The organism is Catenulispora sp. EB89 (genome assembly GCF_041261445.1).
In the GTDB taxonomy this organism is placed as follows: Bacteria; Actinomycetota; Actinomycetes; order Streptomycetales; family Catenulisporaceae; genus Catenulispora.
Genome location: NZ_JBGCCU010000033.1, coordinates 104,802 through 118,438, shown reverse-complemented (window position 1 = coordinate 118,438; position 13,637 = coordinate 104,802). Strand labels below are relative to the sequence as shown.

15 protein-coding genes are annotated in these 13,637 nt (G+C 70.4%); 6 read left to right on the top strand and 9 right to left on the bottom strand.

What is annotated here, in order from left to right:
- A partial coding sequence (locus tag ABH920_RS43925; protein ID WP_370355281.1) for a transposase occupies positions 1–1,021 on the top strand: 1,021 nt, incomplete at its 5' end.
- A 442-nt stretch (positions 1,022–1,463) separates the two neighbouring features.
- Here the strand turns inward: ABH920_RS43925 and ABH920_RS43920 are convergent.
- Positions 1,464–2,042 carry a dihydrofolate reductase family protein gene (locus ABH920_RS43920; RefSeq protein WP_370355280.1) on the bottom strand — a complete coding sequence of 193 codons (579 nt, stop codon included), beginning with the start codon at positions 2,040–2,042 and terminating at the stop codon, positions 1,464–1,466.
- 164 nt (positions 2,043–2,206) lie between these two features.
- On the opposite strand from ABH920_RS43920, the gene ABH920_RS43915 reads away from it, so the two are divergent.
- Positions 2,207–3,205, top strand: a complete 999-nt coding sequence (locus ABH920_RS43915) for a sigma-70 family RNA polymerase sigma factor (protein WP_370355282.1) — start codon at positions 2,207–2,209, stop codon at positions 3,203–3,205.
- A 42-nt stretch (positions 3,206–3,247) separates the two neighbouring features.
- On the opposite strand, the gene ABH920_RS43910 is transcribed toward ABH920_RS43915, so the two are convergent.
- Both ABH920_RS43910 and ABH920_RS43905 read right to left on the bottom strand, forming a co-directional pair.
- A complete protein-coding gene (locus tag ABH920_RS43910; RefSeq protein ID WP_370355279.1) occupies positions 3,248–3,547 on the bottom strand; it encodes a DUF1905 domain-containing protein in 300 nt (99 codons plus the stop codon).
- 109 nt (positions 3,548–3,656) lie between these two features.
- Complete coding sequence (locus tag ABH920_RS43905; RefSeq protein ID WP_370355278.1) at positions 3,657–4,673, bottom strand: glycoside hydrolase family 3 N-terminal domain-containing protein; 1,017 nt, start codon at positions 4,671–4,673, stop codon at positions 3,657–3,659.
- Between ABH920_RS43905 and ABH920_RS43900 the strand changes: the two genes are divergently transcribed.
- Positions 4,627–5,067 carry a hypothetical protein gene (locus tag ABH920_RS43900; protein WP_370355277.1) on the top strand — a complete coding sequence of 147 codons (441 nt, stop codon included), beginning with the start codon at positions 4,627–4,629 and terminating at the stop codon, positions 5,065–5,067. The genes ABH920_RS43905 and ABH920_RS43900 overlap by 47 nt on opposite strands.
- Positions 5,068–5,107: 40 nt before the next feature.
- Here ABH920_RS43900 and ABH920_RS43895 read toward each other — a convergent pair whose 3' ends face one another.
- The 5 genes from ABH920_RS43895 to ABH920_RS43875 form a co-directional block, all read right to left on the bottom strand.
- Positions 5,108–6,100 (bottom strand): LLM class flavin-dependent oxidoreductase, encoded by a 993-nt coding sequence (locus tag ABH920_RS43895; protein ID WP_370355276.1) that lies wholly within the window; start codon positions 6,098–6,100, stop codon positions 5,108–5,110.
- A 136-nt stretch (positions 6,101–6,236) separates the two neighbouring features.
- Complete coding sequence (locus ABH920_RS43890) at positions 6,237–7,238, bottom strand: isopenicillin N synthase family dioxygenase (protein ID WP_370355275.1); 1,002 nt, start codon at positions 7,236–7,238, stop codon at positions 6,237–6,239.
- A 278-nt stretch (positions 7,239–7,516) separates the two neighbouring features.
- Complete coding sequence (locus ABH920_RS43885; protein ID WP_370355274.1) at positions 7,517–9,868, bottom strand: ATP-binding cassette domain-containing protein; 2,352 nt, start codon at positions 9,866–9,868, stop codon at positions 7,517–7,519.
- A 39-nt stretch (positions 9,869–9,907) separates the two neighbouring features.
- The gene (locus ABH920_RS43880; protein WP_370355273.1) at positions 9,908–10,318 is read right to left on the bottom strand and encodes a VOC family protein; all 411 of its coding nucleotides are present in this window, start codon (positions 10,316–10,318) and stop codon (positions 9,908–9,910) included.
- Between the two features lie 10 nt (positions 10,319–10,328).
- Positions 10,329–10,772: a helix-turn-helix transcriptional regulator gene (locus tag ABH920_RS43875; RefSeq protein WP_370355272.1), complete on the bottom strand. Its 444-nt coding sequence runs from the start codon at positions 10,770–10,772 to the stop codon at positions 10,329–10,331.
- 95 nt (positions 10,773–10,867) lie between these two features.
- Between ABH920_RS43875 and ABH920_RS43870 the strand changes: the two genes are divergently transcribed.
- Positions 10,868–11,197, top strand: coding sequence for a VOC family protein (locus ABH920_RS43870; protein WP_370355271.1), 330 nt, complete (start codon positions 10,868–10,870; stop codon positions 11,195–11,197).
- 59 nt (positions 11,198–11,256) lie between these two features.
- Here the strand turns inward: ABH920_RS43870 and ABH920_RS43865 are convergent, their stop codons facing one another.
- A complete protein-coding gene (locus ABH920_RS43865) occupies positions 11,257–11,757 on the bottom strand; it encodes a hypothetical protein (RefSeq protein ID WP_370355270.1) in 501 nt (166 codons plus the stop codon).
- Between the two features lie 237 nt (positions 11,758–11,994).
- Between ABH920_RS43865 and ABH920_RS43860 the strand changes: the two genes are divergently transcribed.
- Together ABH920_RS43860 and ABH920_RS43855 are read left to right on the top strand one after the other, a co-directional pair.
- A complete protein-coding gene (locus tag ABH920_RS43860) occupies positions 11,995–12,843 on the top strand; it encodes an LLM class flavin-dependent oxidoreductase (protein WP_370355269.1) in 849 nt (282 codons plus the stop codon).
- Between the two features lie 179 nt (positions 12,844–13,022).
- Positions 13,023–13,604, top strand: a complete 582-nt coding sequence (locus tag ABH920_RS43855) for a TetR/AcrR family transcriptional regulator (RefSeq protein WP_370355268.1) — start codon at positions 13,023–13,025, stop codon at positions 13,602–13,604.
- Positions 13,605–13,637 lie beyond the last annotated feature (33 nt).

Sequence of the window (13,637 nt, the reverse complement as noted above, 5' to 3'; positions counted from 1 at the left end):
GCTGCTGCCGCTGCTGAACGACAAGATGCTGGTGTTGTGCGATCGCGGGTTCGACTCCGATGACTTCGCAGCCGAGCTGGCCGGCACCGGTGCACGATTCCTCATCCGGGCCACCGCCGCCCGCAACCCGCCGGTGCTGGCCCGGTTGTCCGATGGCTCGTTTCTGTCTCGGCTGGGGGCCCTGCCAGTGCGGATCATCGATGTCGACGTGGTGGTGACCTTGGCCGATGGTACCCGCCATGCTGAGCGCTACCGGCTGATCACCTCTTTGCTGGACGCCCGCTGCGACCCCGCATCAGCGCTGGTGCGGCTCTACCACGAACGCTGGGAGGTGGAAACAGCCCTCCACGGCCTGCGCCAAGGCCTGCTCCACGGCCACCAGTTGCGATCAGAAGACCGGTTCGGCATCGAGCAGGAGATGTGGGCGCTGTTGTGTCTCTACCAACTGCTGCGCTGCGCGATGGTGAACGCCACCGACACCATCAAAGGCTCCGACCCAGATCGGGCCTCCTTCGCCTGCGCCGTCGATGCCGCCCGCGACCAGGTAGTCCTGGCCGCCGGGATCCAACCCACCACCAGCGACGACGGCCGCCTGGACCTGGTCGGTGAAATCGGACGTGCGGTGCTGGCCGACCTGAACCCGCCACGGCGCCTGCGCATATCCGCCCGCAAAGTAAAGTCCAGCCGCTCCCGCTACGCCTCCCGGCCGCCAGGCGAATGGCGGCCTGCAGCCAGCACCCCCATCACCGGCATCACCGCCGCCATCCACCAGGCACCCGAACCACCAGCCCCGCCAGATACCCCCGACCAGCCGCACCCAGGCCGCACCGCCCGCCGAGACCAGGTGATGGCATTCCTGGCCGCCAACGGCGACCAGCCCTGGACCGCCCGACACATCGCCCACGCCCTGGGCGTCACCGAACGCCTCAACAGCTTCTGCGTCCAACTCTCCACATGGGCACGCTACGGCCACTTCACCAAAACCGCCCCAGCCACCTACACCATCAATCAAACACCTTGACAAATCCCCACAAACACTTAACTACGCGGCATTGGCCCGGTCCGGCGGTATCAAGCCGCACCCCTGCTGCTGTGGTGCTGTTTCGTCCGGCTTGACACCACCGGCCCGGCCAGGTTGGCTTCGCCCGTCGACGCGGCGAGGGACCCAGAACCAACACCCCACATGGTCCTTCGGACCCCCTAACGACGTGGCCGGCCAGGCCTTCACGCTGCGGTGCGGCGCGGTGGCGAAATCGTTCGCTCCCGCGCCGCGTGTCAGGCTACTGTTGGTGGTGGCGCCCGGTGCGCAGGCAGCGGTTACTTCTGGATCAGCAGGTTGCCGGTTCGAATCCGGCTCGGCTCCCTTGCGGGAGGCGGTAGCTCAATGGAAGAGCGGCTGACCGGCTTCGGCCGGTTTTCCGCAGCCGACTTGATCTCGGGCGCCTTTGGCTTTTCTTCTTGTGTCAGCCCTCGCGCACCACCTCGTAGGTGAGGGAGACGATCCCGCTTCCGACGGTTGCGGTGTGCGTGAGTCGCAGGGGCCTGATTCCGGCGGTGGTGCCGAAGAGGCGTACGCCGTCGCCGGCCAGGACCGGCAGCAGCATGACGCGGATTTCGTCGACGAGGTCCTGTTCGATCAGGGCGTGGCCGAGTTGGAAGCTGCCGTAGACCAGGATCTCGCCGTCGATCTCGTGCTTGAGCTTGGCGACCTCGGTGGCCAGGTCGCTGCCGATGATCGTTCCGTTGGACCAGGCGGTGTGCTCCAGGGTGCTGGAGACGATGTACTTCGGCATCGCGTTCAGCTTGTCCGCCCAGTCGCCGGTGCGGTCGAGCCAGCGGGAGGCGAACCACGCGTCGCTCGTGCGTCCCATCAGCAACGCCGAGGCGCCGAGGGCTTCCTTGACGAAGTACTGCGCCCACTCCGGCCTGTCGTCAGCGATGACCTGGTCGAACCAGCCGCCGCGGGGGAAGCCGTCCGTGCCGTCCGGGTCCTGGACGACGCCGTCGAATGAGCTGTTGGTGCTGATGATGATCTTTCCCATGGTCGTGCTCCTTGGCTTCCGGTGCCGTGTTCCTGTCGGCGATGGAGACACCGCGGGGCGCGCTGGATTGGGCGCCTCGGGACCGCCCAATCCGGCTTGCGGGGGGTGTCTGCACCGACGATGACGATCGGATGTGTGAGCATGGAGGCGACGAGATGAGTGCGATGACTGCCGATCTGCCGGTGCTGCTGGCGCGGGCCAGGTCCGGGGACGGCGCGGCGTTCGACGAGCTGGTCGCCCCGTACCGCCGGGAGCTGCTGGTGCACTGCTACCGCATGCTGGGCTCGTTCCAGGACGCCGAGGACGCGCTGCAGGAGAGCCTGCTCAGTGCGTGGCAGGCGCTGGCCGGATTCGAGGGACGTTCCTCGGTGCGGACCTGGCTCTATCGCATCGCCACCAACCGCTGCCTCAACGCGCGCCGCTCGACCAGCCGTCGCCGCGCCAAGGAGTGGGACGTCCCGGGTGTGGAGCCGCCGGCGCCGACCCGGCTCGGCGAGGTGTTCTGGCTGGAGCCGTTCCCCGACGCGCTGCTCGAAGGCGTGCTCGACGCCGCCCCGCCGGGGCCCGAGGCGCGCTACGAGCAGAACGAGGCCATCTCCCTGGCCTTCGTCACGGCGCTCCAGGTGCTGCCGCCGCGCCAGGTGGCGGTGCTCCTGCTGCGCGACGTGCTCGGTTATCACGGTGCCGAGGTCGCGGAGATGCTGGACACGACGGCCGAGTCGGTCGCCAGTGCGTTGAAGCGGGCCCGCGGGAGCCTGGAGCGGCGTCGTCCGGTGCTCGCCGCCGGCTCGACCGAGGAAAGTTCCTTGGCCGCCAGGTTCGCCACCGCCTACGAGGCCGCCGACATCGAAGCCCTCGTCACGCTGCTCACCGACGACGTCTTCACCTCGATGCCCCCGATGCCCTTCGAGTACCAGGGACGCGAGGCCACCGTCGCCTTCATCGCGAGCATCTTCAGCTCCGGCCGCCGCCACCGCCTCGTGCCGACGCGTGCCAACGGCCAGCCCGCGTTCGGCACGTACATTCGCGGCGCCGAGGACGTCCTGCACGGCGTGGGCCTGTTCGTGATCGAAGCCCGCGCCGACGGCATCAGTGCCATGACGCGCTTCGAGAAGGGCGCGCTGCCCTGGTTCGGTCTGCCGCGCTCGATCCCGGCGGAGTGAGAACCGGGAGGAGTGGAAACCGGGGGAGTGAGAACCGAGCGGTCAGAAATCCACGAGCTCGATGCTCACCGAGGCGGTGCCCCCGACGTCGAGCCCCTCGGCCTTCCGTACCTTCGCCTTGACCGGCATGACGTAGCAGCCGTGCGCGGCGTCGGGAAAGATCGACGTCCGCCACGTGCTGCCGCCGATGGCCGCCTGCACCCGTACCGATCCGAACCCCCGCCGGGGTGCGGCGGCCAGCTCGCGGATGTCCTCGCTGACATCCGCCGGCACGGTGACGAACGTCCAGCTGTCCGCCCGCGCTTCCCAGAGCCACAGCTCGGCGTCGAAGGTGACCATCACGGTACCCAGCTTCGCACGGGGCACTGACAAGCCTGACAAGCCGACAAGCCGACCCGGCTCCCGCGCCGGGCGCTCGGGCGCCGGGCCCGGCCGCCAGCCGCGTCCCGCCCTACTTCAACCCGCCCCGCAGCGCATCAACACGAGCCACCGCCGCGTCGAAGCCGGACCGGCTCAGCGCCCCGCTGTTCACCCCGTTCACGATCGCCGCGGCCGCCGCGTCGCCCTGCGCCGGGTCGCCCGAGGAGCACAGCAGCAGGTCCATGCCCGCCTCGGCCGCCGACAGCGCGCGGTTGCCGGCGCTCCCGTAGGCCTGCAGCGCGCCGGCCTCCAGTGCGTCGGTGATCGTCACGCCCTTGAACCCGACGCGGCCGCGCAGCTCCTGCTGCACGATCGTCGAGGACATGCCGGCCGGGTGGTTCGCGTCCAGGTTCGTGTACACGGCCCAGGACAGCATCACCAGCTTCACGCCGTTCTGCACCGCCGCCGCGTACGGCAGCTCGTCGATGTTGCGCAGGTTGTCCAGCGACACCGTCAGCGTCACCGGGCGCTCGTCGGTGTTCGCGCCGTTCGGCGCCGAGCCCAGGCCCGGGAAGTGCTTGGCGGTGGCCGCGACGCCGGTGTTCTGCTGTGCGGTCAGGAACGCCGAGGCCAGCTGGGACACCGAGTTCGGGTTCTCGCCGAAGGAGCGCTGCGCGGCGTCGATGAAGTCACCGGGGCTGCGCGAGACGTCCAGTACCGGCGCCAGGTTCAGGTTCATCCCGACGCCCGACATGTTCTGCGCCGCCTCGGTGCCGGCGGTGGTCGCGGCGCCGACCGGGTTCGAGCTCTCGCCGATCTGCTTGGCCGAGATGTACGGCTGCCCCGGCAGCCGCTTGACGATGCCGCCCTCCTGGTCCGTCATCAGCAGCAGCGGCAGGTGCACGGGGCTGGCCGCCTGCGCCTGGCGCAGCTCGGTGATGACGCCGGCGATCTGCGACTCGCTGGAGATGTTGCCGCCGAAGAAGATGACGCCGCCGACATCGCCCTGCCGGATCAGCGTCAGCAGGTGCTGCGGCGGCGTCAGGCCCTGGTAGGAGTAGATGATCCGCTGCCCGGCCTCCTGCTGGAGCGTCAGGCCGCCCGGCACGGCCGAGGAGCTGGACGGCGTCGTCGGCGGCGCCGAGGATGACGAGCTCGACGACGACGACGATGAAGATGACGACGACGAAGACGAGGAAGAAGACGACGAACTGCTCGGCGTCGAGCTCGAAGACGACGTCGAAGAAGGCGTCGACGACGACGAACTCGAACTCCCGTTCGCCGCCGACTTCGACCCGCCGCTGGAGCACGCCCCGCTCAGCAGCCCCACCGCCGCCACCAGCGTGACCGCCGCCACGCCGCCGGTCCTCTTGCGCCGTCCGCTCCGCATCCCAGCTTCAGCCATGGACTCCACCTTGGCCAATGCCGCCCCGAGATGCCAGCCGACTGGGCTGTTTCGGTGCGTCGCGGCGCTGACGACTGCCGGAACAGCCCAGCCGTGAAGGGCCCTCGACAGCCGTCGAGAGCCCCCGCCGACCGCCCCTACGAAGCCTTCGCGGCCTGCCGGCTCGGCGCCGGCATCAGCTCCACCGACCGGATCCGCTGGGCCCGCTGCGGCGAGGCCGGAGCCAGGATCACCTCGTCCGCGGAGGTCTGCTTCGCCAGCCGCTCCAGGTACTCCGCGGCCTGCTCCGGCGTCCCGGCGGCGGTGACCCGCATCATGCCCCGCACGTGCTCCCCGGCCGGGGTCGCCAGCAGCTGGTCCAGCTCAGCGTCGCTGAGCTCGGCGTCGGCGCGCAGCAGGAACCGCTTGGCCCGCCACCGCAGTGCGGCCTGGTACTGGATCTCGGCCTCCTCCTCGGTGTCGGCCGCGATCAGGTTCGCCGCCACGATCAGGTACGGCTCCGGGTTCGCCGGGCTCGGCCGGTACTCCGCGCGGTAGATCTCGGTGGCCGTGGCCAGCGCGTCCGGCGCGAAGTGCGAGGCGAACGCGTACGGCAGCCCCAGCGCGGCGGCCAGCTGCGCCCCGAACAGCGAGGAGCCCAGGATGTACAGCGGCACGTTCGAGCCGTCGCCCGGCGTCGCGCGGACCCCCGGGATCCGCGTGTCCCCGGACAGGAAGCCCTGCAGCTCCAGCACGTCCTGCGGGAAGCTGTCCGCCGACTCCGGGCTGCGCCGCAGCGCCCGCATCGTGGCCTGGTCCGAGCCCGGCGCGCGGCCCAGCCCCAGGTCGATCCGGCCCGGGTGCAGCGCCGCGAGCGTCCCGAACTGCTCGGCGATGACCAGCGGCGAGTGGTTCGGCAGCATCACGCCGCCGGCGCCCAGCCGGATGTGCCCGGTGTTCGCCGCGACGTGCGCGATCAGCACGCTGGTGGCCGCGGAGGCGATGGCCGGCATGTTGTGGTGCTCGGCGTACCAGACGCGCTCGTAGCCCCCGCGCTCGGCGGCCAGCGCCAGCGGCACCGCGCCGTGCAGGGCCTCGCCCGGATGCTCGCCGGGCGCGACCGCGGCGACGTCGAGCAGCGAATACTTCATGGAACCCTCGTCTCCCGGAGCACGCGGACACGTCCTGGCGCGCGTTGCTCCGTGCGGTCAGCGGTGTGCGTCGTCGGTCAACGTCCACAGCCGGGACGGCATTCCCCGCCGAATTCCCCGCCCCGCTCAACAGCGGCTACGCGGTCGCCAGATCCGCGTGGAACTTCTTCGTCACCTCCGGATGCGCGCGCAGATAGCCCTTCAGCTCGTTGCGCCCGAACTCCGCGTACAGCGGGTTCGACGGGTCGTCGTCGGCCCCGGGCGCGTGGTGCGCGTGCGGGAACTCCAGCGGCTCGATTTGCGCGTCCAGCCGCGGGTTGTAGAAGAACGGCACCGAGAACCGCTCCCGCGCCCCGGCCGGGCTCACCACGCGGTGGCTCGTCGCCTTCAGATACCCGTCCGTGGCCACCTCCAGCAGCTCCCCGAGGTTCACCACGAACGCCCCCGGCATCGGCGGCACGTCCAGGAACGACCCGTCCGGCCGCGCCACCTGGAGCCCGCCGACCGAGTCTTGGAGCAGCAGCGTGATGAAGCCGTAGTCCTTGTGCGTGCCGACGCCCTGAGCGGCGCCGTCCGGCGCGGTACCGGGATAGCGCACCAGCTTCAGCCGCAGGTGCGGATGCCCGGCGAAGGCGTCGTCGTAGAAGTCCGGCCGGGCGCCGATCGAGGCCAGCAGCTCGTGCAGCAGCCGCTGCGAGACCGCGCTGAGCTTGTCGATCCACCCCAGCGTCGCCGTCCGCAGCTGGGGCAGCTTCTCCGGCCACTGGTTGGGGCCCTGCAACCACCAGTACGCCGGCTCCCCGGCCCCCGGCACGCGCGGCGGCAGCTCCAGCCCGATGTCCATCTGGTCGCGCCAGTCCCGGGCGCCGGCGGTCTGCTCGTCGCCGGTGCTCGTGTAGCCGCGGAAGTGCGGCGAGTTGAGGTTGCTGACCGCCAGCCGGTCGGCCTTCGGCAGCGCGAAGAACGAGCGCATCGCGTCGCCTAGCGCGGTGGTCTCGGTTTCGGTGACGCCATGGCCGACGAGCTGGAAGAAGCCGACGTCAGTGGCTGCGGTGCGCAGCGTTTGGTGCAGCCTGCCCCGCTCCTCGGCGGACCCGCCGGCCAGCGACAGGTCGATCACCGGCAGTTGCTGCGTCACCTCTCCACGGTAATACGCTCCACCTGCACCGGCATGATCTGGCATACTCCGTTCCAGCGCCTCCCGGTGCGTAGGAAACGGATACTTCGTAACTATAACGTCCCTAAGGTAGGGCAGTATCTGGGGGAACTTCGGTCCGCTGCCCGAGGTTGAACACAGATCAGGCCTGAGAGCTTCGGCTCGTGCTAACCAGGCGAAAGCCCAGGAGCGGAATCCGTCGCCGACCGTTCCTTCGGGAACATGATCTCGGGTGGCGCGTTTTTGTGTGCTGGGGCGTGTCACGCCCCCACGTACTGCGCCAGATGCTGCCCGGTCAGCGTCGACTTCTTCTTCACCAGCTGCGCCGGCGTCCCCTCGAACACGATCCGCCCGCCGTCGTGCCCGGCCCCCGGACCCAGATCCACGATCCAGTCCGCGTGCGCCATCACCGCCTGGTGGTGCTCGATGACGATCACCGACTTCCCGGCCTCCACCAGCCGGTCCAGCAGCCCCAGCAGCTGCTCCACGTCGGCCAGGTGCAGCCCCGAGGTCGGCTCGTCGAGCACGTACACGCCGCCGTCGTCGGCCATCGCCGTGGCCAGCTTCAGCCGCTGGCGCTCGCCGCCGGACAGCGTGGTCAGCGGCTGGCCCAGGCTCAGGTAGCCCAGCCCGACGTCGGACAGCCGCGCCAAGACCTTGTGTGCGGCCGGCAGCTTCGCCTCGCCGTCGGCGAAGAACGCCTCGGCCTCGTCCACCGACATCGCCAGCACCTCGGCGATATCGCGGCCGCCGAAGTGGTACTTCAGCACTTCGGCCTGGTACCGCTTGCCCTCGCAGTCCTCGCAGACCGTCGCGACGCCGGCCATCATCGCCAGGTCGGTGTACACCACCCCGGCGCCGTTGCAGGTCGGGCAGGCGCCCTCGGAGTTGGCGCTGAACAGCGCCGGCTTCACGTCGTTGGCCTTCGCGAACGCCTTGCGGATCGGCTCCAGCAGCCCGGTGTACGTGGCCGGGTTGCTGCGCCGCGAGCCCCGGATCGGGCTCTGGTCGATCGACACCACGCCGTCCCGCTTGGGCATCGAGCTGTGGATCAGCGAGCTCTTGCCGGAGCCGGCCACGCCGGTGACGACCACCAGCACGCCGAGCGGGATGTCGACGTCCACGTCCCGCAGGTTGTTGGCCGAGGCCCCGCGGATCTCCAGCGTGCCCTTGGCCTCGCGCGTCTCCTTCTTCAGCGCGGCCCGGTCGTCCAGGTGCCGTCCGGTGACCGTGTCGCTGCCCCGCAGCCCGTCGATCGTGCCCTCGAAGCACACCGTGCCGCCGCCGGATCCGGCGCCCGGCCCGAGGTCGACCACGTGGTCGGCGATCGCGATCATCTCCGGCTTGTGCTCCACCACCAGCACCGTGTTGCCCTTGTCGCGCAGCCGCAGCAGCAGCTCGTTCATCCGCTGGATGTCGTGCGGGTGCAGGCCGACGGTGGGCTCGTCGAAGACGTAGGTGACGTCGGTCAGCGAGGAGCCGAGGTGCCGGATCATCTTCACCCGCTGCGCCTCTCCGCCGGACAGCGTGCCGGAGGAACGCGACAGGGACAGGTAGCCCAGCCCGATCTCGACGAACGAGTCAAGGGTCTGCGACAACGCCTCCAGCAGCGGCGCCACCGACGGCTCGGAAAGGTCCCGCACCCACTCGGCCAGGTCGCTGATCTGCATCTCGCAGGCGTCGGCGATGCTGATGCCCCTGATCTTCGAGGACCGCGCGCCGGCCGACAGCCGCGTCCCGTCGCAGTCCGGGCACGTGGTGAACGTGACGGCCCGGTCCACGAACGCCCGGATGTGCGGCTGCAGCGACTCCCGCTCCTTGGACAGCATCGACTTCTGGATGCGCGGGATCAGACCCTCGTAGGTCATGTTGATGCCCGCGATCTTCATCCGCGTCGGCTCCCGGTGCAGGAAGTCGTGCAGCTCCTTCTTGGTGAACTTCTTGACCGGCTTGTCCGGGTCGAAGAACCCCGACTCGGCGTACAGCCGCGAGTTCCAGCCGCCCCCGGAGTAGCCGGGCACGGTGATCGCCCCGTCGTTGATCGACCGGCTCTGGTCGTACAGCTCGGCCAGGTCGATGTCGCTGACCGTGCCGCGGCCCTCGCAGCGCGGGCACATGCCGCCGACGATGCTGAAGCTGCGGCGCTCCTTGACGGTCTGGCCGCCCTTCTCCATCGTGACGGCGCCCGCGCCGCTGATCGAGGCGGTGTTGAAGGAGAACGCCTTCGCCGAGCCGATGTGCGGCTCGCCCAGGCGGCTGAACAGGATGCGCAGCATCGCGTTGGCGTCGGTCGCGGTGCCGACCGTGGAGCGCGGGTCGCCGCCCATGCGCTGCTGGTCGACGATGATCGCGGTGGTCAGCCCGTCCAGGACGTCCACCTCCGGCCGCGACTGCGTGGGCATGAAGCCCTGGACGAACGCGCTGTAGGTCTCGTTGATCAGGCGCTGGGACTCCGCGGCGATGGTGCCGAAGACCAGCGAGCTCTTGCCGGAGCCGGAGACGCCGGTGAAGACGGTCAGCCGGCGCTTGGGCAGCTCGATGCTGACGTCCTTGAGGTTGTTCACGCGCGCGCCGTGGACGCGGATGAGGTCGTGGCTGTCGGCGGCGTGCATGGTGCGTCTCCTCGTTTCGGGCGGTCGGCGCTGCTGCTGCTACTTCTGCTGCTGGATCCGGACCAGGTTCCCGGCCGGGTCGCGGAACGCGCAGTCCCGTGCCCCGTACGGCTGGTCCGTCGGCTCCTGCACGACCTCCGCGTCGTGTGCCTGGATCCGGTCGAACGTCCCGTCCACATCGGGCGTGGCCAGCAGAACCACAGCGTACGTGCCCTTGGCCATCATCTCGGCGACGGTCTGCCGCTCCGCCTCGGTGATCCCCGGGTCCCCGGCCGGCGGGTAGAGCACGATCGAGGTCCCCGGCTGCCCGGCCGGCCCGACGGTGATCCACCGCAGCCCGTTGAAGCCGACGTCCTTGCGCACCTCGAAGCCGAGCACGTCCCGGTAGAAGGCCAGCGAGGCCTCCGGATCGGTCGCGGGGAGAAAACTGGCGTTGATGGTGAGGTCCATGGCCTTCACCCTAGGTGAGCGCCCCCAGCCGGGCTTCTCGAATCCTGACCGGTCGCGTCACCCGCGTGGCCACGCACGACGGCAGTCCCGCCGTCGCGAAGGCGGCCACCCGCTTGTACTCGCTCGGCGGCATCCCGACCAGCTCCGCGAACCGGGTGCTGAACGTCCCCAACGACGAGCACCCGACCGCGAAGCACACCTCGGTGACCGTCATGTCGCCCCGCCGCAGCATCGCCATGGCCCGCTCGATGCGGCGGGTCATGAGGTAGGAGTACGGCGACTCGCCGTAGGCCGCCTTGAACTCGCGGCTCAGGTGCCCCGCCGACATGTGCGCCCCGCGCGCCAGCGCCTCGACGTTCAGCGGCTGCGCGTACTCGCGGTCGATGCGGTCGCGGACGCGGCGCAGGCGGGCGAGGTCGGCGAGGCGCTGCTCGGGGGTCGCGGGGGCGGTCATGGGTTCGATGGTAGGGGAGCGGGCTGACAAGTGCCGCTTCACCTGGACGGATGGCTTTGCTGCCGCGCGCCCGGCGGCGGATGTAGCTTCCTCTCATGACCACAGCGATCCGCAGCCAGGTGATCCCCGTCTCCGATCTCGAAGCCGCGAAGGCGCTCTACACCGCGCTGTTCGGCGCCCCGCACACCGATACGCCGTACTACGTCGGCTACAACGTCGACGGCTTCGAAGTGGCGCTGGCGCCGGGGAACGTCCAGGGCGGCCCTGTGGCCTACGTCGACGTGGACGACCTGGACGGCACCCGGGAGACGCTGCTCTCGGCCGGCGCCACCGAGCGGGACGCGCCGCAGCAGGTGGCCCCGGAGGCGCGGGTGTGCGTGCTGCTCGACAAGGACGGCAACACGATCGGGCTGCGCGGGAAGTAGGTCCGGCGCTTGGTGGCGGCGGCGCCCTCCCGGGATGTCCGGGCGGGCGCCGCCGTCGCTCACACCGCGATGTTCGCGAACGTGACCGTCACGGTGTAGCCCCGCGCGGTCGGGCTCGTCGGCTCCGGCACGAACGTCATCACCCCGGTGCCGCCGCACGGCACCAGCCACGTCGTGGGGATCGCGGCCGGCGCGTAGTACGCGCCGAACACGATGCTCTGGTCGGCGGCCGTCGGCGAGGTGAAGCCGGCGAGGATCTCCCGGCCCTGGCTGCCGGTGTAGCCCACCGGGGTCACCGGCGGCAGGATGCTGCGCACCTCGGCGGTCTGGTTCGCGACCGGGTGCCCGAGCGAGGTCGGGGTGATCGGGCCGGGGCACACCACGGTCACGATCGCGTCCGCGGTCTTGCCGTTGACCAGCCCGACGAAGAACGTGTTCGGCGTGATGACGACCGGGTCCTGCGCGGTCGCGGCGGTGGCGGTCAGGGCCGGCACGAGTGCCGCGCCGAGCGCGACACCGGCGGCCGCGGCCAGACGGCGGGTCGTGGGGGAGTGGGACATGTGGGCCTCCTGAATCAGTGCGCTGAAACGGTGGGGGGCGGTTCGGCGAGAAGGCAGCACGGAACCTAGAACCGGCCGCCGGGCGCGTCAACGTCAACTGTCTGGTGAGCGCTGGAGTGGCGGTGTCCAGCCACGGGGGTGGTGCGGGGGATGAACCCCGGCCGGCCGCCAGGCGGGGTGGAGGTGGCGAGTCCTGCAATCAACGCACTGACACCGTCGCGTGCCTAGGCTTCTGTCATGCACCTCGGATTCGCCCCGCACCGCCTGTGGCCCACCGCCCCCGCCGACCTCGCCGACGTCCTCGACACCGCGCGCCTCATCGAGAACCTCGGCTTCGACCACGTCATCGCCGGCCACCACCTGCTGGCCGGCGACCTCGGCCTGTCCCCGGACCCGCTGGTCCTGCTCTCCGCCGTCGCCGGCGCCACCACCCGCGTCCGGGTGGCCAGCAGCATCCTGATCGCGCCGCTCTACGACCCGCTCGTCGCCGCACACCAGGCCGCGACCCTGGACGCGCTCAGCGACGGCCGCTTCGTCCTGGGCGTCGGCACCGGCTGGGACCGCACCGAGTTCGCGGCCGTCGGCACCCCCTTCGAAGAGCGCGGCAAGCGCACCGACGCCGGCCTGGCCGCCATGCGAGCCCTGTGGCGCGGCGAATCAGAACACTCCCTCGGTATGCCGCCCCGCACCCCCGACGGTCCGCCGGTCTGGGTCGGCGGCACCAGCGACGCGGCTCTCCGCAGAGCCCTGCGATTCGGCACGGCCTGGCACGGCTCCGGCGACCCCGAGACCGTCGCCGCCATCCGGACCCGTATCGCCCGACTCGCCGAGAGCACCGACCGCGACCCGTCCACCCTCGACCTGACGACCGTCGCCATGCTGCTGCCGCCCGGCTTCGAGCTGTCCGGCAAGTCCCCCGGACCGCTCCTGGGCGGCGACCGACCGAGCCGCGAGAGCATCGTCGACGAGCTCGGCCGGCTGTCCGACGCCGGAGTCAGCTCCTGCTCGCTGTGGGCGCCGGTGGACGCCGCGGCGCTGCCGGACGTGCTGGCGTGGGCCGCCGAGGCCGCCGCCGAAATCAGCTGACCGACTCTCGACAACCCTCAACGACCAGCCCTTTTACCCCTGTGGCGAACGTCACCACCCGGATGGTCCTCTGGTGTACGAAACGGTTTCGTTTCGCGCGGGAATAGTGCTACTGTACGAAACGGTTTCGTACACCGAGACTCATCAAGACTTAGTACACCCAGCCGAAAGGAGCGGCCATGGAAGCCGGGCCCAAGCTCGATCCCGAGCGGGAGCAGGCCATCCTCGGCGCGACCCTCGACCTGCTCGCCGAGTGCGGCTACGAGGCGCTGCGGCTGGACGCCGTCGCGTCCCGGGCCAAGGCCAGCAAGGCGACCCTGTACCGGCACTGGCCCGGCAAAGCCGAGCTGGTCGTGGACGCCATCAGCTGTTACGAGCAGGCCGACCTCACCGACGAGGTCAACACCGGCAGCCTGCGCGGCGACGTGCTCGCCACGCTGACCGCCATGCGGGACCTGATGTCCGGGGAGATGGGCCAGCTCATCGCCGGACTCGTCGCCCCCCTGCAGAAGGACCCGGAGCTCGCCCGCGCCGTGCAGACCTCGATGCTGGAGGACAAGCAGCAGGTCACGCGCCGGATCCTGGACCGGGCCATCGCCCGCGGCGAAGTGCCGGCCGACACCGATCCGGCCATCTTCCCCGAGGTCGCCCCGGGGATCATGTTCATGCGGATTTTCCTCAACGCCGAGCCCGTGGACGACGCGTTCCTGGTCCACTTGACCGACGACATCCTCATTCCACTGATGGCCCGAAGCCGCTAGGCGAGCCGGACCAGCCTGCCCACACAAGGACTC